The 24862-nt window shown below is 59.1% G+C and carries 16 protein-coding genes, 1 tRNA gene and 5 pseudogenes; 14 read left to right on the top strand and 8 right to left on the bottom strand.

Going from position 1 to position 24862, the window contains the following annotated elements; genetic code table 11:
* Positions 1–99 precede the first annotated feature (99 nt).
* Positions 100–1011 (top strand): nucleotide-binding protein, encoded by a 912-nt coding sequence (locus CVM73_RS22015; RefSeq protein ID WP_100233961.1) that lies wholly within the window; start codon positions 100–102, stop codon positions 1009–1011.
* Between the two features lie 212 nt (positions 1012–1223).
* Positions 1224–1511 (top strand): BrnA antitoxin family protein, encoded by a 288-nt coding sequence (locus CVM73_RS22010; RefSeq protein WP_100234044.1) that lies wholly within the window; start codon positions 1224–1226, stop codon positions 1509–1511.
* Between the two features lie 842 nt (positions 1512–2353).
* On the opposite strand, the gene CVM73_RS39775 is transcribed toward CVM73_RS22010, so the two are convergent.
* Positions 2354–2494, bottom strand: coding sequence for a hypothetical protein (locus CVM73_RS39775; RefSeq protein ID WP_157336773.1), 141 nt, complete (start codon positions 2492–2494; stop codon positions 2354–2356).
* Positions 2495–2841: 347 nt separating this feature from the next.
* Here CVM73_RS39775 and CVM73_RS41810 point away from each other — a divergent pair.
* The 6 genes and pseudogenes from CVM73_RS41810 to CVM73_RS21980 all read left to right on the top strand — a co-directional run.
* Positions 2842–3015, top strand: a pseudogene (locus tag CVM73_RS41810) (hypothetical protein); the annotation flags it as partial.
* Positions 3016–3398: 383 nt separating this feature from the next.
* A tRNA-Ile gene (locus CVM73_RS22000) sits at positions 3399–3474 on the top strand.
* Between the two features lie 367 nt (positions 3475–3841).
* On the top strand, positions 3842–4471 hold the full coding sequence (locus CVM73_RS21995) for a hypothetical protein (protein WP_100234043.1): 630 nt from the start codon (positions 3842–3844) through the stop codon (positions 4469–4471).
* Complete coding sequence (locus tag CVM73_RS21990) at positions 4471–6462, top strand: coiled-coil domain-containing protein (protein ID WP_100233959.1); 1992 nt, start codon at positions 4471–4473, stop codon at positions 6460–6462. The genes CVM73_RS21995 and CVM73_RS21990 overlap by 1 nt, the downstream gene beginning before the upstream one ends.
* Positions 6463–6476: 14 nt before the next feature.
* Positions 6477–8423, top strand: coding sequence for a hypothetical protein (locus CVM73_RS21985; protein WP_146006644.1), 1947 nt, complete (start codon positions 6477–6479; stop codon positions 8421–8423).
* A gap of 79 nt (positions 8424–8502) precedes the next feature.
* Positions 8503–8796, top strand: a complete 294-nt coding sequence (locus tag CVM73_RS21980; protein WP_100233957.1) for a hypothetical protein — start codon at positions 8503–8505, stop codon at positions 8794–8796.
* Between the two features lie 482 nt (positions 8797–9278).
* Here the strand turns inward: CVM73_RS21980 and istB are convergent.
* A pseudogene (gene istB / locus CVM73_RS21975) lies at positions 9279–10000 on the bottom strand (IS21-like element helper ATPase IstB); the annotation flags it as partial.
* A gap of 8 nt (positions 10001–10008) precedes the next feature.
* Positions 10009–11499 (bottom strand): annotated as a pseudogene (istA, locus tag CVM73_RS21970) (IS21 family transposase); the annotation flags it as partial.
* A gap of 190 nt (positions 11500–11689) precedes the next feature.
* On the opposite strand from istA, the gene CVM73_RS41650 reads away from it, so the two are divergent.
* Positions 11690–12550: a tyrosine-type recombinase/integrase gene (locus tag CVM73_RS41650; RefSeq protein WP_347338468.1), complete on the top strand. Its 861-nt coding sequence runs from the start codon at positions 11690–11692 to the stop codon at positions 12548–12550.
* Between the two features lie 147 nt (positions 12551–12697).
* On the opposite strand, the gene CVM73_RS41520 is transcribed toward CVM73_RS41650, so the two are convergent.
* The 5 genes and pseudogenes from CVM73_RS41520 to CVM73_RS21930 form a co-directional block, all read right to left on the bottom strand.
* Positions 12698–13507, bottom strand: a complete 810-nt coding sequence (locus CVM73_RS41520) for an effector protein NopP (RefSeq protein ID WP_283809937.1) — start codon at positions 13505–13507, stop codon at positions 12698–12700.
* A gap of 264 nt (positions 13508–13771) precedes the next feature.
* Positions 13772–13909 (bottom strand): annotated as a pseudogene (locus CVM73_RS21950) (transposase domain-containing protein); the annotation flags it as partial.
* 102 nt (positions 13910–14011) lie between these two features.
* Positions 14012–14976, bottom strand: a pseudogene (locus CVM73_RS21945) (tyrosine-type recombinase/integrase).
* Entirely contained in the window at positions 14973–15878 is a 906-nt protein-coding gene (locus CVM73_RS21940) for a tyrosine-type recombinase/integrase (RefSeq protein WP_100233953.1), read from the bottom strand. The pseudogene CVM73_RS21945 and the gene CVM73_RS21940 overlap by 4 nt, the downstream one beginning before the upstream one ends.
* An 836-nt stretch (positions 15879–16714) precedes the next feature.
* A complete protein-coding gene (locus CVM73_RS21930) occupies positions 16715–16975 on the bottom strand; it encodes a cold-shock protein (RefSeq protein ID WP_100234041.1) in 261 nt (86 codons plus the stop codon).
* A gap of 1215 nt (positions 16976–18190) precedes the next feature.
* Here CVM73_RS21930 and CVM73_RS39305 point away from each other — a divergent pair.
* The 5 genes from CVM73_RS39305 (at position 18191) to trpD (ending at position 24857) form a co-directional block, all read left to right on the top strand.
* Entirely contained in the window at positions 18191–18370 is a 180-nt protein-coding gene (locus CVM73_RS39305; protein ID WP_146006643.1) for a hypothetical protein, read from the top strand.
* Between the two features lie 191 nt (positions 18371–18561).
* The gene (locus CVM73_RS21920) at positions 18562–20037 is read left to right on the top strand and encodes an acetyl-CoA carboxylase biotin carboxylase subunit (protein WP_100234040.1); all 1476 of its coding nucleotides are present in this window, start codon (positions 18562–18564) and stop codon (positions 20035–20037) included.
* Position 20038: 1 nt separating this feature from the next.
* Positions 20039–20542, top strand: a complete 504-nt coding sequence (locus tag CVM73_RS21915; protein ID WP_100233951.1) for an acyl-CoA carboxylase biotin carboxyl carrier protein subunit — start codon at positions 20039–20041, stop codon at positions 20540–20542.
* A 1-nt stretch (position 20543) separates the two neighbouring features.
* Positions 20544–22151: an acyl-CoA carboxylase subunit beta gene (locus CVM73_RS21910; RefSeq protein ID WP_100233950.1), complete on the top strand. Its 1608-nt coding sequence runs from the start codon at positions 20544–20546 to the stop codon at positions 22149–22151.
* A gap of 1692 nt (positions 22152–23843) precedes the next feature.
* Complete coding sequence (gene trpD, locus CVM73_RS21905) at positions 23844–24857, top strand: anthranilate phosphoribosyltransferase (protein WP_100233949.1); 1014 nt, start codon at positions 23844–23846, stop codon at positions 24855–24857.
* Positions 24858–24862: the final 5 nt, after the last annotated feature.

The raw sequence follows: 24862 nt of genomic DNA, 5'->3' as shown, positions 1-24862 counted from the left end.
TGCAAGCAACCCCTTTGACTTGAACGGGGCACCCTGTCAGACTGGTAGATATATTTCGGCCATGCAGCTTTTGGATGCATTTGATTGTCTGGATAGCCAATGTCGGTCACGCGTCGAATTTATGTGAGCCTGCCTGCGGATCCCTGGTTGCCTCCGAACCTCAATCGCCTGAAATGGGCCATCGTCGACGAGATCGAAAAGCACAATTTCGTCCCGGAGGTCTTCACCAATCCGAGAGGAAAGCCAGGGCTGGCATCTTCGCGATCCTGGCACCCTCGCGACGCGGATGAAATCGCGCGACGCTGCGTCGGCGCCGCGCTGCTCGGAATGGCACGCTGGAATTTCAATGACGCGAATTCGCAGCCGGTCCTCCTGCCGACCGAATTCAACCATTATGAGGGCGCGCTCACCCGGACGCTCGGATTACCGATGCTGGTCCTGGCGCAGCGCGACATCAAGCGCCGCGTCGTATTCGACCTCAACTTTGCCGGCTTCGTCGGCGGATTTGACGGCAACGCGGACGTCGATTGGCTGCACACGGACGAATTCCTGGTGCCGTTCAATTACTGGCTGAGCAAGCTGAGGGAGCGCAAGGACGTTTTCCTCGGCTACGCGAGCACCTCCAGCCCGACCGCGCAATCGATCAAGACCTACCTGAAAAGCCTCGGCGCCGAGGTGCTGGACTGGCAATCGGACTTCATTCCGGGGCGGACCATCCTGGACCAGATCGAGCAGGCGGCTGCGAGATCGATCGGCGGCATATTCCTCTTCACCAAGGATGACGATCTCGCCGATCCGCCGCCCGGCATCGCCGCGGTGCCCCGGGACAACGTCGTGTTCGAAGCAGGCTACTTCATCGGGCTGAAGGGAAAGAACAACGTTCTCATCATCCGGGAGTCCGGATGCAAGCTGCCCGCCGATCTCGGCGGCGACATTTACGCAGCGTTGCCTGCGCAGGGAAACATCCAACCGATCGAACGATCGTTGACGGCGTTCGTGGAGTCGATCTGAGCGGCCTCACGAGGACGAGCCTCTGCGGCGGCGCGACATGCGTTGTGACAGCGCGCCTCGTTGCGTTGTCGCGGAGCTATTCCGAAGCGCCGCTGCCGTCGCTGATGGTGGCGTTTCTGGTCGGGATGCTGGTGGCGCGGCGGTAGGGATTGCCATGAGCGGACATGCTGAACAGGGCCAGCGCCCCGCCAGCAAGAAGGAAAAAGAACTCTATGAAGCGAACCGCCGCTAAGAAGCGCTACACCGCGAGCGATATGCGCGCGGTCAGCAATAATCCAGAGTGGACCGAAAGCGATTTGGCCAAAGCCAAATCGTTCGACGAAGTCTTCCCTGGGATACGCAGGGGCCGAGGTCCCAATAAGGCCCCTACGAAGAAGCTGGTGTCGCTGCGATTGAGCCCGGGTGTATTGGAGCATTTCAAGGCTACCGGGCGCGGATGGCAGAGCCGGATCGACGAGACCCTTCTCAAGGTCGTCAAGAAGGCTCAAAAGTCGACCTAGTGCGTAGGATGGGAGAGCGAAGCGGACCCATCGCAATCATCTCAAAGAGATTCAAATGATGATGGGTTTCGCAAGGGCTCTACCCATCCTACGAGCTACGAGCTGCTGGAGGCACCTGAGTGCGCGCCTCGTCCTTCGAGACGACCGCTTCCAGCGGTCTCCTAGGATGAGGCTAAGCAACGTCGGTGCCCGTTGAAACTGCTGCCGCACGCTGCGTCCTCATCCTGAGGGCCCGCCACAGGCGGGCGTCTCGAAGGATGGCCGCAGACGAAGAGTCTTCAAATGCGATAGCCCACCCTGCTGGGGGTAGGCTTATTCGGCACTGAGCCGACGTGTCTTGGGTTGATTGGGTTTGATCTCCGCGCAAAGCCTGAGCCATGCCGCCGCGGCAAGCCGCCCTGCTTGGGCCAAATCAGCCGTGGACCCACCCCGAAAATCGTTGCAAAAAGGCGTCCCGAGGCGCTGGCGGGCCGGCCCGCCAAGTCTCTGGAAAACGTCGACTTTTGAAAGAATGGTCGGAGTGGCAGGATTCGAACCTGCGACCCCTGCGTCCCGAACGCAGTGAACATCTTCTAAGTCATTGACTTTCTTGACACCGCAAGCCCGCCGATCGCGTTCTGTTCACGATCGTTTCGTCCAATTCGTTGCGAATTCATTGCGGCATTCCTCCAGGAGAATGAGAGCCGACGACGAAATGAGATCAAAGCCATCGCTAACAGTGCGCTGATCGGGGGCGCCACGACCGAGTTGGGCGCCGGCGCCGCCGATCGCTACCGGACGGCGGTGACCTCGGACGGAGGCGGACTGCGGCTCGATGGCACGAAGTATTACGAACTGGCACGCTATACGCCGATAACTTGATCGTAGCGGCTGACCAGAGCGGCAAGCGGATCGCCGTACTCGTCGACACCAATCAGCCCGGCGTCAGCATCCACGACGATTGGTATGGCTTCGGCCACCGCGAGCGGTACAACTGATTTCAAGAATGTAGCTATCCCCGAGGACCGAATTCTTGGTCCCAGATTTAGGACGGAGAGCCGGTTTTTTGGAACGGCATATGTTCAGCTGGTCTTGCTTGCGACCCTCGCTGGAATTGCGCGGCGCGTCGCTAGCGATACGACGGAGTGGATTAAGGCGCGAACCCGCACGTTCACGCACGCCGTTGCCGACCTGCCGCGGAACGATCCCTGGTGCAACAGGTCATCGGCAAGCTTTTTCAGCGCTGCTTTTGGTGCGCGTGCAGCAGTCCTCGCCGGCGTCGACGAGCTCGCGAGAACACTCGACAGGCCGCTAACAGGACCCGCAACAGCTTGATGCGTCTGAGCTCGCGGCAGCACAGGCACAGTTGTCGTCTCTCGCCGCGACGACCGAGCTTTTCGAGGTCGGCGGAGCTTTCTCTGATCTCCGAGAACTCGCGATCGACCGGCATTGGCGGAACGCGCGCACCATCGCCTCACACAACCCGGTGAACTCAAGCTCCGCGCGATCGGCGGATATGAATTGAATGACGAGCCCTGCTATACGCGTGGAGCGCAGGTATCCGAGCGACACGACAATACAGCAGCTAACCACTGGCTTTTCGGCAGCTTCATGCTTTGCCAGGCGAGGCCGCTCGGACCCCCGTGGATGCGATTGCCGCGGACGTCGACCTCACCATCTGCGACGGGAGCAAAGGACGCGGTGAGCGGCCGTGCTCACCGTGTCTCGGCGAAACTGCCGGCGCTCCTGCTGTAGGAAGGCGAGATGCTCGCCTGGCCGATCTGCCTGTTCTGGTCCGCGGTGAGACTTAGCCTCGCACTTGTTCTAATTGGCATTGCAAGGATGCCAGCCACCCGATAAACGATCCCCTGCAACCTTGCTGGCTGCTTTTCGGTGGTCGCCAGGACTGGGCCTGTAGCTCAATGGTTAGAGCCGGCCGCTCATAACGGTCTGGTTGCAGGTTCGAGTCCTGCCGGGCCCACCAATATTTTCAAGAAGAAGAAGGAGGAGGAGGGTATGCGGACACTTTGAAAACGACTCGATTTCCGCTTTAAGAACGACTCGATTTCGTTTTGAAAACGACTCGATCTCACATCCCGCTGACACGCCTGACGAATTTTGGCTCGATTTTTTCGTCGTTTTTTGAGCGCGAAAAAACCGAGGGGGGTCTTCAACGCTTCAAAGTTCGCCGTGTAGGTCGATATCAGCGCTGCCCTGCCTGCCATCCTCACCGCGCTGCGGTAGGCGAAAAAGACGTGGAATCAAACCAACGGCCCGCTCGCGGCGGTTGAAATCCAGGCGCGGCGCTCGGATAGTTGCAGCACTTAACCATCTGGACTGGCAGAGCTAACGTGGAAACCGGTTTCCGATATCGCGACGCGCTGCGCCTGCTCTTCATACTGCATATGGGAGCTCGCACGCCCGAGCCGACCGAAGCACCACCCGGTGTAATTGGCATCTTCGAGGGCGAAAAGCGGTTGATGGCGATCGATTTCTGGGTGCGGTATCCGGACTACTTGGCGGATCAATTGTTGAACGCGTACGAAAAGTCGAAGGATGCAAACCTGATTTCGGAGATCCAGAAGATCTTCGATCGGGACGAACCCGATGTCCGGACCATCAAAGTGCTCCGCTGGAGATACGGCGCTTTTGACCGGATCGAGGACGCACTCGCCATCCTGTCGGCTCGAAATCTCGTCAAGCCGATGAAGAAGAGCATCCCGACAGGAATTCAACACGACTTCCTCATCTACCAACGGGCTGCCGGATTTCTGCGGGACGCAGTCCAAGAGCAGCCGACTATCAAATGGTACGAAGATCGGACTCACCTCGCACTCTCTGTCGCTGGCGACAAAAGCGGTTCCGCGCTGAAGGACATGCAATATGCGGTGCCAGAGTATGATGGCACACAATGGAGTGCGGAGATCCCCGGCATCAAGGATCGGGTGCTCCGACGGCTCAAGGATTTGACGGGGGCGTGATGAATAAGGACATCGAGATCCCGCAGACCACGGTCGCGGAATGGCGCAGTCTGATCGCAGATAAGTCAGGTTGCGATGAACAGACTATAGACGACGTCCTCGAGCGCCACGGGGTCGAGGTCAATTCGATCGTCCCGCGCCGAAAGACCATATTGCTTCGATCGGTACGATTGAGCGGCGTGAAGTCAGGACTGAAGGACCAGCACCAAGCGGACCTGCCGGACCGTCCGTTCGATTACACCTGGAAGGATCTCGACCGGGGACTTTGGATCATCACCTCAGACAAGAACTCCAAAGGTAAAAGCTCGGTTCTCAACACCTTCAAAGCAGCCATAAAGGGCAAATTCCCCGGCTCGATGAAGCCCGACGTTTGGAATTGGCTGTCTATGCTGCGGGTGGAGTTCTCCGTAGACGGCGTTCTTCATCGCGTCACTTCAAAGAAGGGCGACGGCAAAGGGGATGAAAACATCGCATTCTTGGCATCTCTCGAACGCCAGGAATCAGGGGAATGGCTCATCCTTTCGACGAAGCAAGATCCCGACGCCTTCGAAGAGGTCATGTCGGACTTCTTCATGCAGGAGCTAGGATTCGAAAAATTCCGAGCCTTCCAGAAGAGAACCGAAGGCTTCAAGCACCATGGTTGGCCGTCAATGGGATCCGCCCTGTTCCTCACCGGGGCCAGCGACGCCCTTTTCGGGGAAGAGACCGCTGATGGCCTGGCCATGCGGCTGCTGCAACTCTTTATCGGCTTGCCGTGGATTTCAACGTATACCGAACTGCAGGCATCGTTGAAGAAGGTGGAAGCCGACACGGCGCGCATCGGCGAGGCGACAAAAGCACCGAGGACGAAGCTCCTTACACGTATCGCACAGCTCGAGACCGAACGCACCTCTGCGATTGCGGACAAAAAAGCTCTTCCCGACCGCGATCTTGCGTTGATCGAGAAAAAGGCCGCCGACGAAGAGATAGCCGCGGCGCTCGAGGAAAAGGTCCGTTGCGAACGAGAGCTAATAGAGCTTCGCGGTCAGATTTTGGAGGCGAAAAGCGCCTCTGCTGAAGCCAAAAACTTGCTCCAGCAGGTCAAGGACGAGGTCGGCGCCGGTCACCTGTTTAGAAGCCTGCGTCCGAAGAGCTGCCCTAGCTGCGATGCGGCCGTTCGGGTGAACGAGGCGGCTACTGAACAGCACCATTGTAGCCTCTGTGGACAGGAACCAGTCGTGCCCGACGACGACTCCGCGGAAAGGATTGCAGCTCTCAAGCGAGAGGTCACAGGCTCCGCGTCGGCTCTGAGTTCGCTCGAGCAGATCCGCGCAACAAAGGAAAGCGCTTTGACGTCAGCAAAGGCGCGTCTGCACGCAGCCGAAGAAAGGCAGCGGAAGGCGTCAGACATTCTCCGGGCAGACGACCGCGGCCATGAGGTGGCGACTCGACTGGTCGGACTCGATGCGAGAATCCAGGAATTGCAGGAGCAGTTGCCGGAAGAGCCAAAATTGGTCGCTTCTACCGACGCACGGGTGCTAAAGAGCGCGTTCGAGGTCACCAAGGAGTGCTTCGAGGGCATGCAGACGAGCATGCTGCGGCACTTTTCCGAACGCCTTTATAGCATCGCTGCCGCCCTCGGCGTCGAAAACCTGCAGAGCGTGGAGGTGAAGCTCAACAAGATCGGCATTCGACAGGGTAACACTGAGACGACTTTCACGAAATTGAACGAGGGCGAGAAGCTGCGGTTCCGAACTGCAGCGGCGTTAGCCGCCATCGAGACCGCAAAGTGGACGGGCGTCGGACGTCATCCTGGCTTCGTCGTCCTCGACTCGCCTGCCGCCCAGGAGATGTCTGAGGACGATTTCGCCTCCCTACTCGCGAACCTCACAAGCGTACTGGAGGCCAATCCGGATATGCAGATCATCGTTGGAGCGGTGATGCGACCGAAGATCCAGGATGTCCCTTGCAGGGGAATGGAGTATGCCAAGGGCGACGACCATCTGTTCTAACTGGAGAGACGCGCGTGAATACGCCGAACACCCGGGCGTTGGTTGACGCTCTCCGGATCGGAAAGTCTCCGGTCGTCTCCGGAGACGAAGCAATTGACTGGAAATACGTCGTTGAGGAGCTTGGAGACGGTCCACTAGCTGCTGATCTTTTTCAGTGCATTTGCGCTGTTCCCATGCCGAGCGCGGCCTCAAAGGCGGCAGAGATTCTGATTGATCGTCTCCATGACCCCGGCGCCGCGCAAGAGATCGTCGCCTTAGTCTGCGGCGGCTTGGCCATTCCGGAAGCCGTCGCCGAGATCACATTTTCAACGTTTCGCCGTTCGGCCTTCACGACCCAGAAGCACTACGGAACCCGGGCAGCGGCACTTAAGGGGGCACTCTATTTAGCGCAGGGACACGCCGCCCGGATTCATTGGCTCCAAGGAGACTTGCTCGCCGTCTCCCTCACCGACGATCCGCAGTTCTTGCGCCATGCGGCAGCAGTGGCCGGCGTGGTGGCTTCCCAACGACCGGATCAGGCTTTTGTCGACCTGCTGCAGGCGTTCTACTCAGTGCACGAGGCCGCCGATGAGGCGGCGTTCGGGTTAGGACTGGTGCTCCTCGCGCAGGCTCTTGGCTCCCGGGAGCGACCCGAGGCTCTTGCACTGTTCCAGGACAGCCGACATTGGTTCCGAAACGCCTCGATCAATAGCGAGGATCGCGCAGACGCCGGCCTGTTCTTTGCAACCGTCGGAGTCCTGGTGGATTTCGCGAACGGCACCGCCATTGCCGAAGTGCAAGACGGACTCAAAGCGGTTGAACAGCGACTGTTCGACTACCTGTCCATCCACCTGGTGGAGGATCATCGGCCGCCCGACCAATCGTGGATAGGTCTTCGCACAACGGAAGCGGCGCATTGGGCAGCGCTTGCGCTCAAGCTGACGGAACTGGCAGGAAGTCTCGCTCGCGACGCCTGGCTCGAGGGCATCCGTGTGATCGAAGAGCAGCTTTTCCATATTTTGTCGGCGAGCAGGACAATTTTTCGACGGGCGACGGATGGAGGCATCGAGGCGATAACCGGCCCCACGATTCAAACGGCTTTCATCAAGGAAAAATCCAGGCTGGCAATGCTTGACGAATGGCTGGCCAGCAAGGCGCGGTCGCCATGGTACGAACAAGCGAAGGGCTTCCGTGGCCAAGTCCAGACGCAGCTCGAGGGCGCCATAACGCGGCAGGCTTTTGACGCGGCGGGTGCGCCCTCCACACTCGCCGCGAGCGCAACATTGGAGGGACCTTCAGCCACCGACAGGCTGGAATTACATGAAGCCATCGCTGGCGTGGAACGCGAATTCAGCCTCCATGATACGGATCCTATCGTCGAAGAACTCTTGCATTCGATGATAGCGAAGCTTTCGAAGAACGAAGATTTCCGCGGGCAACTACCTGCGAGGAATCTGTTCATACAAATTCTGCTCATCACGCTGAAATTTGTGGCCAAATGCGATAACGCTCAGTCCGGCGAGGCGAAGTATCTCTTCACCGAAGCAACCGACAAGCCGCTCGAGGCTGCCATCGAGGCGGATTACATAACCGCTATCCGTCTCTCGAGTCTGAGCAGGCTGTGCACCCGCCAACCTCAGGAAGTCGGCGGCGGGCGAGCTGACGTACAATTCGCCTATAAGGGCTACACTCTGATCACCGAATGCAAGCGGAGCTTCGACGACCTAACGAATACGCAGGCACTCATTCAATTCGGGGGACAATTGGTGGCGTATCAGGTTTCGAGCGTCACATTCTCGGCGCTCCTGATCCTTGATCTCTTTCCCAGAGGCGGATCGATGCAGCAGTTCAGGGATCGAGTGAGCGTCGAGGAAGCCGCCCCCTTCGGCAAGCTTCACTCATTCGCTGTTTTCAGAGTCCAAGGCCATCGCAGGTCGCCATCAGACCTCAAGTTAAAGGACACGCTGATAGTGCCATCATAGCTCGCCGGGGCGACCGCTAGGCACGCGGATCGTATTCTAACCCTGAGGCAACGGCTCTGGCCTAAATCGAGAGACGAACATGGGCTACCAGGTCCTGATCGACGACAACTTCCACTACCAGGACGAATCCGAGCGCGTGAAACACGGTGTCTTCGGTACTCCTGAAGAAGCCATCGCCGCGTGTCGATCGATCGTGGACGAATACCTGATCGACGCCTTCAAGCCAGGGATGACGGCCGACGCCCTCTTCGAGAGCTACACGTTGTTCGGCGAAGATCCCTTCATCATTCCCGACAATCCAGCGGATGCCTCCGCGAAGTTTTCGGCGTGGGACTACGCTCGCCAGCGGTGCTCCGAGATCGCTGCCGGCTGAGGGTGGCAGGGCTCATCCAGGTTTGGGCTTCCCCTTCGAAGCAAACTCGACGGTGACCTTTCTCGATCGACCGAAGCGCTGTGACTGCTGGATCTCTGTCAACCCTGGGGTGGGTCGCGATTGGCTCGGCTTGATGACCGATGGACTGGCTTTTGCGGATTTTACTTTGGCGAAGTTGCGCTTGCCGGATCGCTTCTTGTGCGGTGGGTTCTCGCCCTTCCGGATCAACCTGCTGCCCGACTCGCGTTCTTGTTTGAAGGCATCAAGGGCAGCTTTCTCCGCCGGTGATAGCGGGGGTTTGGGAGCACTATCCCTTTGTTTTCGTTTGGCCCATTTGGGTGTCAATCGGCGTTCGACTGGGACCCCCTATCGGCATCCAAAAGGGACCCCTTTGATCGGCGCGCTCTGTTGGTAGCGCTCGGGTCGTCGGAGCTGGTCGGGGTTGCGGAGACGGCGCGAGCGCGGGTTGTTTGAACATCGTCGCGGCTTTTGAATCGCCAACTGTCGTTGCCGGTCTCAACGATGTCGCAGTGATGGGTCAATCGGTCGAGTAGCGCGGTGGTCATTTTGGCATCGCCGAACACGCTGGGCCATTCGCCGAACGCAAGATTGGTGGTGACAATGATGGAGGTGCGCTCGTAGAGCCGGCTGATGAGATGGAACAGGAGCTGACCGCCCGATTGCGCGAACGGCAGATAGCCCAGCTCGTCGAGAACGATGAAGTCCATGCGGGTCAGATGCTCAGCGAGCCGTCCCTGCCGTCCGTTGCGGGTCTCGGTCTCGAGCCGGTTGACGAGATCGACGACGTTGTAGAAGCGTCCTCTGGCACCATCGCGGATGCAACTTCTGGCAATGGCGATGGCCAGATGGGTCTTGCCTGTGCCGGTGCCGCCAACCAGCACGACGTTGCGTTGCTGGGCGATAAAGCCGCCGCCAGCGAGATCATTGACGAGAGTCTGATTGATCGGCGTACCGTCGAACTGGAAGTCGGCGATGTCCTTGGCAAGCGGCAGCTTGGCAATGGTGAGCTGGTATTTGATCGACCTGGCCTGCTTCTCGTTGATCTCGGCGTTGAGCAGGTCGCCGACAATGCGCTGAGGTTCATGCTGGCGCTTGACGGCAGTTGCCATGATCTCGTCGAAGGCAGCCTTCATGCCGTAGAGCTTGAGTCGCCCATGAGGTCGAAGATTTGGGTTCGTTCCATCAGATGGTCCTCCGGAGGTTGTCGTAGCGGGCACAATCGGCGATCGGTGCATGACGGAGCGTCAGTGCGGCCGGCGTCATGATGTTGGCCGGTGGGGCGGGTTCACGTTGACGGGCCAGGATATTGAGCACGACATCGGCGGAATGGACGCTGTGACTGAGCGCTTCGGCACAGGCCGCTTCCACCGCGGACAAACCGTCAGTCAGCACCGCGTTGAGGATGTCGACCATCTGCCGATTGCCATCATCGGTGCTGGCAAGCTTGCGCCGGATTCGCTCGATCGCGGCCGGCAGCACCCAGTCCTTGAAGGGAGCACCGTTGCGCAAGGCGCCGGGTTTGCGGGCGAGCACCGGCACATAATGCCAGGGGTCGTAGACGGTATCGCCCCGGCCAAAGGATCGCGGGTGCTCGGCAACGATGCGTCCATCCTGACGGATCACGATGCGATCGGCATAGGCTTGAACCTCGACCGGCCGTCCGACCGCGCTGGCTGCGACCGAGTACTTGTTGTTGTCGAAGCGCACCAGGCAGGTCTTGGAGACCGATGCCGTCACCGCATGGAAGCCGTCGAAGCGGCCGGCATAGGGGACGAGTTTGGGGCGTTCGGCTTCGAACACGTCCCAGATCGTCTGATCGGCCAACTCCGGATGGCGATGAGCCTTGGCGTAGGCGATGCATTTGTCGAGTAGCCAGGCGTTTAACTCGTCGAGATGTTTGAACCGCAGCCGCGGCGTGAAGAAGCGTTCGCGGACCAGCCCGACCTGGTTCTCGACCTGCCCCTTCTCCCAGCCCGACGCTGGCGTGCAGGCAACCGGATCGACCAGATAGTGGCTGCACATCTGCAGGAAGCGGCGATTGTAGAGACGGCCTTTACCGACGAAGATCGTCTCTACAGCGGTCTTCATGTTGTCGTAGATGCCGCGGGTGCAGGTGCCTTTGAACAGGGCGAACGCCCGGTCGTGGGCGTCGAACACCATCTCCTGCGTCTCTCGCGGATAGGCCCGCACGAACAGCATGCGGCTGTGACAGAGCCGGACATGAGCAGCCTTCACCATCACCGTGGTGCCGCTCAGCAGGACGACCTCGTGGCTCCAGTCGAACTGGTAGGCTTCGCCTGGTGCAAAGCTGAGCGGCACATAGGCCGACGCTGTCGAGGTGCCGCGTTCCTTGCTCCACCGTCGTGCGTATCGACGAACCGCATCATAGCCGCCGGCGTAACCCAGGCCGCGAAGCTCTTCGAATAGCCGGATCAGCGTCAGCCGTTCCCGCGCCGACTTGCTCTCATTCCCTGCCAGCAACCGGTCAAGCTCGGCACTCCAGGCACCCATCTTCGGGAGCGGCTGCGTCTCGCGCTCATACCGGAACTTCGTCGCCTGAGAACGAATGACCTTGCGAACCACCTTCCGCGATACGCCGAGTTCTCGGCAGATCGCCTTGATCGGACGACCATCAACAAAGTAGGCGCGACGGATCTTACCAATCGTCTCCACCACCAGCATCCCAACCTCGGCTTCCATGACTCGATGGAAGCCACTGTGGACCCTTATCCCGGGGTCCCGATTGGATGCCGATCACCCCGAAAACGGGGTCCTTATTCCATGCCGAAACACAATGTGCGACTTCAGAAACTTCTGGCGGGCCGAAAGATCCGGCAGGAAGGTGCCGTCGATCGAAGCGCCGAGCTTATCCTTGTTCGAGACGACCGAGAAAGTCGCGGAGGCTCCCGGCAGCAGCGCGGCCATGCCGACGGGCGTGATGGAAGGAAGCGCAGCCAACGCCGGACGCATCTGGACTTCGGAGGCTCGCGTGGTCAGCGGCATCTTCTACCGACTGGCGATAGGCAAGCGCGCGACCACCAAACGCCAAACGCCCGTGCCTTTGCCGCGGCGGCTCCTCACGCACTTGCGGCGGTGGTCGCGGCTGGGAATCTCAAAGAGCCACTTCGTGGAATGGAACGGCCAGCCCGTTGCTTCTGTAAAGACGGGCTTCGCTTCAGCGGTTCGATTGGCAAAGCCCGATGTGTCTCTTGGCAACGTGACGCCCCATACGCTGCGGCACACCGCGGCAACGTGGTTGATGCAGCGTGCGGCGCCGATGTGGGAGGCCGCCGGCTTCCTAGGTATGAGCGAAAAGACGCTTCGCGAAACCTACGGCCATCACCATCCCGACCATCTGCGAGTTGCCGCGAACGCTAGGCATCGCAACGTCGCGAATTTCTGGTTCAGGACACTAAAGCAGAATGAGGTGGGCGTGCTGGCATCTGCTCCTTTTTTGATCATTGCCATGCGTCCGCTGCCGGCGAGCCGGGTGGATGGTCTCGTTGTCGATGAGTTGGCCCGACACTTCTCGAGATTACCGCCTAGAAAACGGCCAACGAAGCCCTCCTCACCCAGTGAACCCGGAAAGATCCCGAGCCATTTTGATGGCGAGGACACAATGACGCTCGCGCCTGCCATAAGCAATCCGCTCCTCCCGCCCGGGCGGCAGTCGAAAACCCCGGCTGGAACCTGGGGTTTTCTTTTGTACTATTATAGGCACCAACTCTCGTAAACCGCCGCGGTGCGATCAGTACAGTGCACCTCACGGATTGAGCCGAGTTGGCTTCGGCTTCATTCCGTCCAGGGCTCGATCGTAAGCCGCAGGTGTCGGTTGGTCTGCGCTCCTGCTCCACCTCAATGGATTGGTGGAGATCTCAGGTCACATAAAGTCTCCATCCGAGTCGGAGTCTGATGAAGGTTCATCATCGCTCCGCGTTTTGACTTTGGAGAGATACGCCGGAGAATTGGTTGCGCGCTGCCAGTCACCATCCCTATATCTCCACTGTCTGGACTGGGTGGGATCAAGTACCATATCATTGCCATCTACATCAACGAAGCCCATTTGTTCTGCACGGGCTCTCGCTTCGTCATTAGCAGGACGCCAGTTCACCAGCGGCCGTTCGCCGTCTCGCCGTAGTTGGTGCTCGAGCAGAATATCGCCGGCGTTGCCGACGAGCGGATGAGCAACTTGAAAATCCACGATTGATGTGACGTGAGTTCGTCCGGGGAACTGCTCTCGCCACCCTTGGCTGGTGAACTCAGTCGCCATAGGAAATCCGGCTTCCGTTCTTTGGAGGCCGACGCTCCTATTCCCTAGTTGGTAGCTGTAATATCGGGCGGCATCAGAATCCCTTCGGATCCCGAAATTTGTAGCGACATCCGCGGTGCGCCTAGCTCTTTCGGACACAAATTCTGAGTATTCCTGCGGATTGTTGGCGATATGATTGATTTCGTCACCATGAAAGCTCCTCACCCGTTCCCGGAATTGGGCTTGGTTGATCTCAATAACGGGAGGTCTTGAAGTGAGGTAATAACTCGGCTGCGAGGATGAGCTGGCACCCGAATCCTGCAATCCCATTCTACCGAGCGCGTCCGCGAAATCGTCGGCATTCCTGTGCTCCGAGGAGCTTGCGTAACGATACTCATCATCGGATGGAACATCCGACCAATTGTTAATTCGACCGTCCATGACGACCACACTCCTATGGCTGTTGCATTGTGTTCAGGTCATTAGACCTGACTCCGCAGATAAGCAGCTTGGCTGTCCGTAAGCTGACGGCAAATCAAACGGAAAACTAAATTCGCTGAAACGATAGGGCGAGCCGGCGAGAGCGCGCAGTTCGGCGCCGCGCTCTCCGGTGCGCCTTCATAAACTCGGCCGAACTTGAGATCAGCGGTACGCGTCCGGTGACGGCCCCTGGTCAGGTCGTCTTGAGCGGGTGGCTGACCGCGCTTATGCGGCGTGAGCGACGTTCTGAGGTCGCCAATTCCAGGGCATGACTTCGTGAATGCGCTTGGCAGGATGATCCGGCAGGCGGGCCAGCACGTCGGCGAACCAAGCCTGTGGATCGATGTCGTTGAGCTTGGCGGTTTATGCCGCCGCCGAACTATGCCGAACGGATTTGGTGTGGCACGCCGTTGTCACTCTGGCACCGTCGATCGCGTGCAGGGCAGCCCCATTCCATTCGGTCGTTCACAACGCCTCGAGGAAGGCGAGCAGGCGGTCGTTCGGCTGGAAGCGGGTTCGCTTGCCGCGCTCGTACGGCTTGAGCTTCGCCAGGGCAGCTTCCTTCAGGGCGAGGTGGGCGTGCAGGTACGTCTGCGTCGTCTCGACCGATTCATGACCGAGCCACAGCACGATCACGGAGCAGTCGACGCCGGCCTGCAGCAGTTCCATCGCAGCGCTGCGCCTCAGCACGTGCGGTGACACGCTCTTGGCCTTCAAAGACAGGCAACTCTTGTGAGCGACACGAACATGCTTTCCCAGCAGGGACTGGACGCTGTCGGCACTGAGCCGGCCCCCGTGCACGTCGGGGAACAACGCCGTTGCTCCTTTCCGCAACGGTTCCTTGAGCCATGCCTGGAGCGCACACCGAGCCAGTGTGGTCAGCGGAGTGGTTCGCTCCTTCTGCCCTTTATCGACGCATCGTACGTGTGCAGTCAGCTCCGAGAGGCGCAAGCCCGTCTGAGCAGCGACCAGCAGCAAGGTGTGATCGCGGCGACCAAGCCACGTCGTTCGATCGGGCACGGCGAGAACCGCCTCGATCTCGGGGCGCGTCAGGAAGTGCACCTGTCGCTTGTCGTGGCGTTTGCTCGGTATGGCGAGCACGCGCTGGATCAGCGCACTGTGTGCCGGTTCCTCGAAGGACACGAACCTGAAGAAGGATCTGATGGCCGTCAGACGCAGGTTAGGCGTCTTCGCGCTGGCGCCGCGCTTACCTCGAGATCGGTGAGGAACGCGCCGATGAACGTTGCATCCAGATCGGCGAGCGTCAGGGCCGATGGGAACTACCGCAGCCGCTCCTGTGCGAACATGAACAGCAGCCGGAACGTGTCCCTGTAGGAGCCGATCGTGTGGGCGCTAACATTGCGCTGGCGCATGAGGCGATCGGTGAAGAAGCGCTCGATCAACGTGGCGACGTTGCGGGCGGGCTTCATGGCGTCACCTCCCATCGCCGATCGAGACGCCGCGCCGCTTCTTCCATCAACTCGGGACAGGCCGAGAGATACCAGCAGGTATCGCGCGCGCAGACGTGGCCGAGGTAAGTGGAGAGAGCTGGGAGTTGCTGCTCGACGTCCTTGCCTTCGCGATACCAGTCGAGCAGCGTCCGGATGGCGAAACGATGACGGAAGTCGTGCACGCGTGGCCCGGTACGATCACCTGGGCGCCGCAGCCCGATCTCTCTGGACAATCGCAAGAAGCGATGAACGTACTGGTGCAGCAAGCGGCCTCCCTGTTCGGCAACGAAGAAGGTCGAGCCGCAGCGTGATCCGAGCAGCGCATCGCGCCGATCGGCGTAGTCGCGCAGCGCGGTTCTCGTCGTCGGATGCAATGGCACGAGCCGCGACTTGCCGAACTTGGTCAGCCGGACCGTCAGCACGCCGGCGTCGAGGTCGACGTCATCACGCTCATATGCGCATGCTGTCACCGTGATCAGCCCGAACAGGGTATGGCAGGTCCATCGGCGCAGCCCGTCCGCTGGCGGCAGAGCCAGCGCCGCCATCAGCAACGCATCGATCTCCGCGTCGCTGTAGACATAGGGCTTGGCGCGCTTCCATCCAGGCAGCATGCCGACGGGCGGCACCTCCGTTCTCGGATCGAAGTTGGCGACATGGCGCGCGAACCCGCGCACGTCGCTCAATCGCAACGCCCAGGATGCATGACGATCGGGCGGCAGCGTTGCCCATTCCATTGCCAGCTTCATCGTGATGATGCTGGCTTTGCGCTTCTCCATGAAGGCGACGAAGTCGGCGAGCCGACGGGTCTGGTGCTCGTACTTGTATCCCAACCCCTTGCGGATGCTCAGGTACTTATAGAGTTCGGAGCGCTGATCGGTCATTGCACGCCTCCCGGCCAGGGCAGGCTCAATGTTCTCAGCGCATCGATGTCGACCTTCGCGTAAACCAGGTGGTGTCGTGGTTCTCGTGCCGCAGCAAATGTCCGATTTCCGACAAGGTCGCCCCAGATCGGAGAAGCTCTGTAGCGAGGCTATAGCGGAAGATATGGGCGCCGCGGTGGGCGCAACCTTCGATTCCAACGCGATCGAGAGCGGCCTTGGCGATCATGGTGATCGCGCATCCGGAAGCAAACCCGACGTGTGGCGCGAGTGTGCGGACGAACAGCCGTCGGCACGACGACTTTGAAGGCCATCCTGCATGCCAACCTCATCGCGACTACTTCGTTAACACGAACGCTGTCGTCGTCCCTGGTCGGCGCAACGCCGCTGGTCGGGAAAACTGGCCGATCCCGCTCCGAGTGGCCCTCTTGGAGTCTGGTTCGGCATTCGCGCGAGCGACCCTCGCTCTCTTTCCTTCTAGGCTTTTAGATGAGCGACTTCGGCCTTGGCTGCACGCCTCCTAAGCGCGCTTTTCCATCGCTACCGTCTTCTTATCGGTGCGATTGAATGAAAGATGTTTCAGCGGGGCAGCACAGGCTGCGCGCGACACTTGAGCGATCAGGCAGGTCTGGCACGATGTCGCTGTCCCTGCGGCCACATCTGACGCTGCTTGCTCCTCAGCGGGGCGTGAAGTTCCAGGTAGGGGTCTTCAAGATCCTGGCCAGCTGTCCGGATGAACCAAATGAGCGGATGTCTCGTGCGCCTGGCTTGTTTATGCCCCGTCCCGCGCAAGGTGTCAGGCGTCAAGCACGCGGCACTGCAGGCTGGCTTTTAGCTTTTCATACCTTCGCGACGACTTGCCATGGTAGTGCAGGCGCAACGTTCGTGGCATCGAGGCTCACGACAGCAGAGCTTAACCAATGCGCAGGTTTTCTGCCGATGTTTTGCCTCGAGCTAATCTTGCCTCCCTCTGGCAGTTCGCTCAGCGCCGCTTTGTTGACCGCAGATATGTGCACGAACACGTCAGAACCGCCTTCATCTGGCTTGATGAATCCATAGCCTTTGATTGCATTGAACCACTTCACGGTCCCCATCACCAATTTTGTATCGCTCCTTGATAAACAACGCTCGCGCACTGGATATAGCTGCATCGCTCCACCGCAACGGAAATCGCAACAGGATCGGAATCAAGGGATCTCAAGGACCCTTCTAGTTCATTTGTATGCATCGTATCCGATGCACGTCGCCCGCGTTGACAACCGGCAATGGATGTAACGAGTCCACCCGTCGTACAGTCAAGATCGGCTTTTCGTTTCGCCTAAGCCTCACGCGGGGCGGCACCCGTGCCATAGGCAGGAAGACGAAAGGCGGATCAATCGGCTGTTCAAGAATTCATGACGGGCCGCATCATCCTTTTCGGAAGATCGCCGCGGCCAGCACCACAAGCTCTTACACGTGAGCGATCGGTCTGTCGTGTAACCGCGGAGCATTCCTAGACGACAGCTCGGCTTGATTTCGTCACGGCTGGCTAACAGTGTTGCAAAGTCCCGTGTATTGCCTTCCAACGAGGAGACGTGGATGACACACTGGCAGCAAGGAGCTTGATTGTCGACCGCACATCTGTAGAGCCCCGAAACCTCGCGACCGCAGGACCGCTTCAGCACGACGCGGCCAGTGTTTGCCGTCGCAGAACATTCTCTTCACGCTCATGCAGACGAACAGCATCTAATGGAAGAAGACAATGCGACACGTGTCCTGTGTAAGAGCCCGCAGGCCGCGCTCCACATTGCCGACTTGTCGCCGTCTGTCGATCACTTTCTATGATAGCTTGGTATTCGGTGAGCCGCGCAAAGCATTCAAGCGCAGCGAACTCGCTTCTTCATATCTCCGCACCGCTCGACTTGGGCCTCTCAGCGGCCACCGATGACGCCTTCTGTCGTTCTATCCACCCTGTCGTTGGTGGAATGTACCGATCTCGACATAACGCTTGAACCGCACGTGGCGTCAGATTGTAGGATCTTAACGCAGGCGCGACCGTGTCTGGCCACCCAACGGCTTTCGGCTAATGAGAATCGCGAATGTCTCACAATCTTTTGCGCACTTTCCGCCCCAGCCTGTCCCGGAGAACTTCCACGAAAGGTCCGTCGCACCTTCAATGCCCACCGGTTTCCTGGCTTGATGCGCTGGGGATTAGAGACTTTCGTCAAATACATCAGCCAGCGGACGGACGCGGCTCTTCGCCTGCAGCGCCTACCGGTGAGATTTCACGCCGCGCTTGTCGGATCTTTGGCTCCAACGAGAAGGAGCTTGCGCATGTGGCGCTCGGTTTCAGCGAAGAAGCGAGAGGAGACCATCCTTCCGCGATCATCGTGCTGATCGCCAAGGAGGCTGATGACCATGCCAACGAACAGGAGCGCGCGCAGTTGATCAACAGTTCCATAAGTAAGCAGGCCGGGCCGTCTGTAATCAAGCATCAATGGCGACCTGCGGCTTGAGAGAGCTGCGCGTTACGACCTTTTGCAGCTCGAATTCGACCATCGGAACTCCCCGAGTCCCTCGGCCCGCAGGCTCCGAAGCAATTCAACTCTTCCAAGCCGGCACCCCATGGGCAGGCCGCCGTCGCACCTGACGACAGCGCCGTTAAACGAGGGCTAAGTCGGCTTGGCTTTTGACGAAGATGTGGAAAATGAAGCAATTGCCCTTTGATACAGTTTTGATCGCTAATAGAGGTGAGATTGCTGTACGTATCATCAAGACCCTACGCAAGCTCGGGCTTCGCTCTGCAATCGTGTACCACGAGATCGATGCGGACACTCCCGCGGTCTCGATGGCCGACGCCGCTATACCACTCAGCGGGCGTACACCCATTGCGGCATATCTCGATATCGCCCAGATCATCGCTGCTACTCACAAAGCGCGGGCCGGCGCCCTTCACCCTGGCTATGGCTTTCTATCAGAGAATGTCGAGTGCGCCCGCGCGGTTATAAAGGCTGGCATCACCTTCATCGGTCCGGCTCCCGAAAGCATAGAACTCATGGGCGATAAAATTCGCGCTCGCGACTTCGTCCAGCGGAACGGATTTCCGGTCGCACCTTGCGCAGTTGAAGAAGACGATCCAGGGACATTCTTATCTCGCGCGCGAGCAGTCGGGGCCCCTTTGCTCGTCAAACCTTCGGCGGGCGGCGGTGGTAAGGGAATGCGGATTGTGCGCGATCTCGGATCGCTGGAGGACGCGATTGCGCAAGCTCGCAGTGAGGCTCAGCGATACTTCGGATGCAGTCGGCTTTATGTCGAACGATACATCGAACATCCGCGGCATCTCGAAGTTCAGGTGCTCGGCGACACGTTCGGACACGTTTTGCATCTTTTCGAGCGGGAGTGCTCGGTCCAACGACGATTCCAAAAGATCATCGAGGAAACGCCCTCGCCAGCGTTAACCTCCGATATGCGTCAACGATTGTGCGACGCCGCGGTCGGAATCACGCGTGCAGCCAACTATCATAATGCCGGAACTGTTGAGTTCATTTTTGACGGAACAGAGTTCTATTTTCTTGAGATGAACACGCGCTTACAGGTCGAGCATCCAGTGACCGAGATGATCACCGGCATCGATCTTGTTGCCGAACAAATCTATGCCGCCGCCGGCTGTAAACTCGGATTTTCGCAATCCGACATCTTGCAAAGTGGTCATGCGATCGAAGTCCGGTTGTGTGCAGAAGCGCCGGAACGAGGGTACGCACCCACAACCGGCAAGATACTTATGCTCGAGTATCCGGAGGGCGACGACATACGGATCGACAGTGGCATCTCGGAAGGTCAGAGAATTACGACCGCATTCGATCCCTTGCTCGCGAAGATTATCGTGCATTCGCCCACACGCTTGGAAGCTGTGCAGAAGGCAGGTCGCGCTATCCGGGAATTGGTACTTCTCGGCTGTGAAACAAACGCGAGCTCCCTGGCGCGCATCCTCGCGGATGAGGGATTTCTACGCGGCCAAGTTCATACGGGATATCTCGACGCGAATCCGTTGCTTGCAGAGAGTGGCTCGGGGGGCGCACTGCCGCCCTTCTTGGCAGCAGCCGCTCTGCTGACAAGACAGGTCCGAGACTCCGCGGATGCTGTACCCGAGCTTCACGCGGCGCTAGGAAGCTGGAGAAATTGAGGTGAAACACTGCTTTGAAGTCAATGGCGTAGAATATCCGGTATGGCTTGTACGCCACGAAGACGGATATCGCCTTCGCTTGGAGAATGAGGTGATTGCCTCACTGAGGTTCTCCCGCCAAACTGAGCGTCGCGGTACCCTCACTATAGCAGGTGAGTCCGAGCCAGTTAGATTCGTTGTTGATGGTGAGACTGTCCATTTGCATATGCGGGGCCTGGCGCGCAGTTTGCGTTATCGCGATCCCATGCGGGCCCCTGCTTCGGCTAGCCCGGAAACAAATCAGCTGATGGCCCGTGCGCCAATTCCTGGGATGGTGTTAACCATCAACATTGTGCCGGGACAGTCCGTGGCCGGCGGCGCAGCCTTGATGACTATCGAGAGCATGAAGTTGGAAACCATCATACGCGCTCCAAAGCATGGCGTCGTCAGCCGCATTCATTTCAAAGAAGGCGAAAGCTTCGAGCGTGACGCTGTACTTGTTAGCCTTGTAGAGGAAGGAATTTAGAATGCAGCGGATCGCCTCTCTGGTAGACCCGAGATCGGAAGGGTTTCGCGCCAACGAACTTCACAATAAGCGGCTTGCAACCGAGTTGAAGGCGCTCCAGCATGCCATCCGCTTCGACCGGCCAGCGCGAGAAATCGAGCGGCTGCAGCAGCAGAACAAGATGTTCGTTCGTGATCGGATCGAGGCATTACTCGATCCTGATACGCCGTTCCTGGAGCTCTCGACGCTGGCTGGCAACAGGGCGTACGACGGTGAGGTGCCGAGTGCGGCCCAAGTCGTTGGCCTAGGAATCGTTGCTGGTCGCGAGGTTATCGTTCACGCGGATGATCCCAGTGTGAAAGGGGGGGCCTGGTATCCGCATTCGGTCAAGAAGATCGTGCGAGCTTTGGACATAGCGATCGAGAATCACCTGCCTGTGATTCATTTGTGTGATTGCGCTGGCGGTTTCCTACCGATGCAAGCCGAGTTCTTTGCGGATAAATACCATGCCGGACGAATCTTTCGGAACCAGTCCATACTCTCGAAGATGGGAGTGCCGCAGGTCGCTATCGCAATGGGTCATTGCACCGCGGGGGGCGCCTACGTTCCGGCACTCAGTGACTACAACATTATCGTCGAGGGCACGGGAGCGATTTTTCTCGGCGGCCCCCCGGTTGTCAAGGCTGCCACCGGCGCGGTAGTTACTGCCGAAGAGCTTGGTGGCGGCCGCGTGCACACCCGCGTATCGGGGACGTGCGACTATCTCGCCAGGTCCGAGGCACATGCGATTGCGATCGCTCGTGACCTCATCGCTCGCTTCCATCAGCCCGCGAAGACCCTGATCAACCGGGCCGCCCCGGAGCCGCCGGCCTACGACGTGTCAGAACTGTATGGTATCCTTCCAAGGGATCCACGCGCGCAGCTCGAGATGCGAGAGGTCATTGCCCGTCTGGTGGATGGCAGTCGCTTCCACGAATATCAGCCTTGCTACGGCGAGACTCTGGTGTGCGGCTTTGCACAGCTCCACGGCTATCAAATCGGTGTCCTGGCGAACAATGGTGTGCTCCTAAGCGAAAGCGCACTGAAAGGTGCTCATTTCATTCAGTTGTGCGACAAGAACCGAACACCCCTTCTCTTCCTGCAGAATACCACCGGTTTCATGGTTGGCCGAGACTACGAAAGGCGAGGCATAACCAAGGATGGCGCTAAGTTGATCATGGCGGTGGCTGGAGCGTCTGTGCCCAAATTCACGCTCATTTGCAGCAGCTCCCATGGAGCCGGCACCTACGCTATGGCAGGACGGGCCTTTGACCCACGCTTTTTGTTTTCCTGGCCGAACTCTCAGATCTCAGCAATGGGCGCCGAACAAGCGGTGGGCGTGCTCACACATGTCAAGGCAAAGCAATTGGCGTGCCGGGGTAGGCGACTTTCGGAAGAGGAGCTGACGGCCATTCGTCAGCCCATTGTGGAAGAGTATCGGGAGCGGTCGAACGCCTACTATGCGACATCCGAAATATGGGACGACGGAATTCTTGATCCGGTGGACACCAGGACCGCCCTTGCTATCGTTCTTAGCGCCTCGCTCAATGCGCCCATCGCGGCGCCCCATTACGGCGTCTTCAGAATGTAGTGGCGGCACCGGAGATCGAGATCGGATGAAGGCAAGACACGATGTTCCTCCGCTACACCAGAGCCGGCGTGCCATTCGCATTCCCAGACGCGCGGCCAAAGCGCCGTGCTCGCTCCCACTCACGAAGGAGGCCCTGCGTCGGAGAGCTCCACACACACCGTCGGCGTATAATCCGCAAGACTTGGGTCTGGGCGCACTTTAAGGGATTAGGTATGGCGTTGCGCCCGGCTCGACGGCAGAGCGAACACTCACCAGGCTTAATCAGCCACGAACCTCGACTTGAGTCGGCTTCGCACGGCCCAGTTTGAAACGGCTTCCTCCCATATGTCGGGTTTCTACGGCGCACGCCTCGATCGTGTTGCTCGTCTCTGGCGCCTGCAGGCTGGCTTGTGCCCAACCCTGATGCAGACGTAGAGCCCAAAGCAGTCGTGCAGCCGACTACGACATCGCGCGAAGCTCAACAGTCAAGGAATCTGCGTCTATGCTGTGCCCAAAATGTCACTCGAATAAATGGTGCCAAAGCGCCTTGCACGATCCCTGGACTGGCCGACCGGTGAGGGCGTGTAGTGCTTGCGGCGAGTATGCCGATTACGACTGCCCGCGGCGCAACAAAGCGGTTGCACTCATCGCCGGCGCGTTATCGGATGACCTCAACAAAGAACATCAGGGCAGTCCGCGAGTGGCTGCGGAGAACATCTTGGATGCTCTCGAGAAAGCCGGCCTGACAGTCGCTCGCACTGAGACGATATGGACACGTCTTTGGCGGAGTTAAGTTCCCTCCCCGCCCGTCAGGGAGCTTGCTGCCCCGATTGACGTTGGCCTGCAGCCGTAGCGCTGATGGCTCTTGCCTTCAGACCTGGATCGTCATTAGGAGAGCTGCACTGCGCTCTAGTGATAAGTGAGTGCGACGGTGGAATTTCCGCGGCCCGATACAGCTTATTCGCGTCACCTCAAACGCGACGCCAATGCCTACTACGTCGAATTTGAAGCGTCGTTCGGCGAATCAACGATCGCGCCGATCGCCCAAGTGGAGAGGCGCTCAACGCTTCACTGAGCTCGACGCAGGCCCTGCATTGTAGGTCCTGATGTCATTCTCGAAATTGGCTGATCGGAACGATCGCCATCGTGCGATGGTATTCCGGTAGATCGCCGCTTCGCCTTCGCGACTGTCAATTCGCGTGATCCTTCTACATGTCCATGGTTGGCGTCGGCAGATGATTGTCGCTTTGCGAGCGTGGACGACCGTCCGGCAGAATAAGCCGCTAGAACGCCATCGCAGGGCTTGAAACGCACGTTGCGTCAGGTTGTAGCCTGTACGCTATCGTGGCGCCAACCTCGATCTATTTGGCCCCGACGGTACTAGCGCGATTGGGCCTATAAAGAGCAGCATAGAGGAAGGCCCCGTGTGCATCGACTTCTGACTTATGACGCGAGCGGCAGGACACTGTCATGGGCCACGGGCGGACGGTACGCCGCGCAAGAACGAAACGGCCGCAGCCGAAGGCACCGTCTTTCCCCGCGGCTGCGATGGCCTGGAACACGGCGAATAGATGTATTCGTCGTGAGTTCCTGAGGGAGGTTCGACTTTTTGTCGCGAGATGAAGGGCAGACGACACCCTTCGTCCACCCGACGACCAGATCACCCAGCAACTTCCGCGACCAGCAGCAACCAAGATTGGGCTCGCACTCACCATGGACTCCCTCAAGTCTAGCATTGGGAAAGTCGCCACCGGCGCCGGATTGACCCACGAAGAAGCAGCATCAGCATTCCAAATAATCATGTCTGGCGAGGCCACGCCTTCACAGCTTGGCGGGCTCCTGATGGCGCTGCGGGTGCGGGGCGAAACCGTCGAGGAGATCACGGGAGCGGTTTCGGCCATGCGCAGCCAGATGCTCCGGGTGAGCGCGCCCGCCGAGGCAATCGACATTGTCGGCACCGGAGGGGATGGTTCTGGCACCGTGAACGTGTCCACATGTGCCGCTTTCATTGTCGCAGGCGCTGGCGTTCCAGTTGCAAAACATTGCAACGGAGCGGCCTCATCGCGCTCAGGTTCCGCCGACGTCCTCGCGTCGCTCGGCGTGAAGCTTGATCTGGATCCTGATCGCGTTGGCCGGTGTGTGCGCGAAGCTGGAATTGGATTTATGTATTCGCCCATCCATCATCCCGTGATGAAGCACGTCCGCTCGACACGGGCCGAGCTTGCGACTCGTACCATCTTCAATATGCTGGGCCCGCTAGCCAATCCGGCAGGGATCACGCGGCAGCTTGTGGGGGTTTTTTCGCGACGGTGGGTGCAGCCTTTCGCGGAAGTGCTGAAGACTCTTGGCGCTGAGTCGGCCTGGGTCGTGCATGGTTTGGATGGGCTCGACGAGCTGACTCTTACCGGTCCTACTCTAGTCGCCGCACTTAGCGATGGCAGTATCCGCACATTCGAGGTGACGCCGGAGCAAGCAGGCCTCACTCGTTGTGGCGGAGAAAGTCTAAAGGGCGGCGATGCCGACGCTGGCGCAGTGGCGCTACAACGCGTGCTGGAAGGCATACGAGGCCCGTATCGGGACATCGCGATTTTCAACGCCGCAGCAGGGCTGGTGGTCGCCGGCCACGTCAAGACCCTAAAGGAGGGCGTCGCCATTGGAGAGCAATCACTCGATACGGGCGCCGCAGCGGCCCGACTGAAGCGTCTGATCGAAGTGTCAAACGCTTGACGACG

This window comes from Bradyrhizobium forestalis, assembly GCF_002795245.1.
Lineage (GTDB): Bacteria > Pseudomonadota > Alphaproteobacteria > Rhizobiales > Xanthobacteraceae > Bradyrhizobium > Bradyrhizobium forestalis.
Note: the sequence above shows the minus strand (reverse complement) of the source record. Positions and strands in the feature narration are given on the sequence as shown.

Excerpts from the sequence above, each read along its gene's own strand:
- CVM73_RS22015 (WP_100233961.1), top strand. The coding sequence starts at position 100 with ATGTCGGTCACGCGTCGAATTTATGTGAGCCTGCCTGCGGATCCCTGG.
- CVM73_RS21990 (WP_100233959.1), top strand. The coding sequence starts at position 4,471 with ATGAATAAGGACATCGAGATCCCGCAGACCACGGTCGCGGAATGGCGC.
- trpD (WP_100233949.1), top strand. The coding sequence starts at position 23,844 with ATGGACTCCCTCAAGTCTAGCATTGGGAAAGTCGCCACCGGCGCCGGA.
- CVM73_RS21940 (WP_100233953.1), bottom strand. The coding sequence starts at position 15,878 with ATGACCGATCAGCGCTCCGAACTCTATAAGTACCTGAGCATCCGCAAG.
- CVM73_RS21980 (WP_100233957.1), top strand. The coding sequence starts at position 8,503 with ATGGGCTACCAGGTCCTGATCGACGACAACTTCCACTACCAGGACGAA.
- CVM73_RS41520 (WP_283809937.1), bottom strand. The coding sequence starts at position 13,507 with ATGGACGGTCGAATTAACAATTGGTCGGATGTTCCATCCGATGATGAG.
- CVM73_RS21920 (WP_100234040.1), top strand. The coding sequence starts at position 18,562 with ATGAAGCAATTGCCCTTTGATACAGTTTTGATCGCTAATAGAGGTGAG.
- CVM73_RS21910 (WP_100233950.1), top strand. The coding sequence starts at position 20,544 with ATGCAGCGGATCGCCTCTCTGGTAGACCCGAGATCGGAAGGGTTTCGC.
- CVM73_RS22010 (WP_100234044.1), top strand. The coding sequence starts at position 1,224 with ATGAAGCGAACCGCCGCTAAGAAGCGCTACACCGCGAGCGATATGCGC.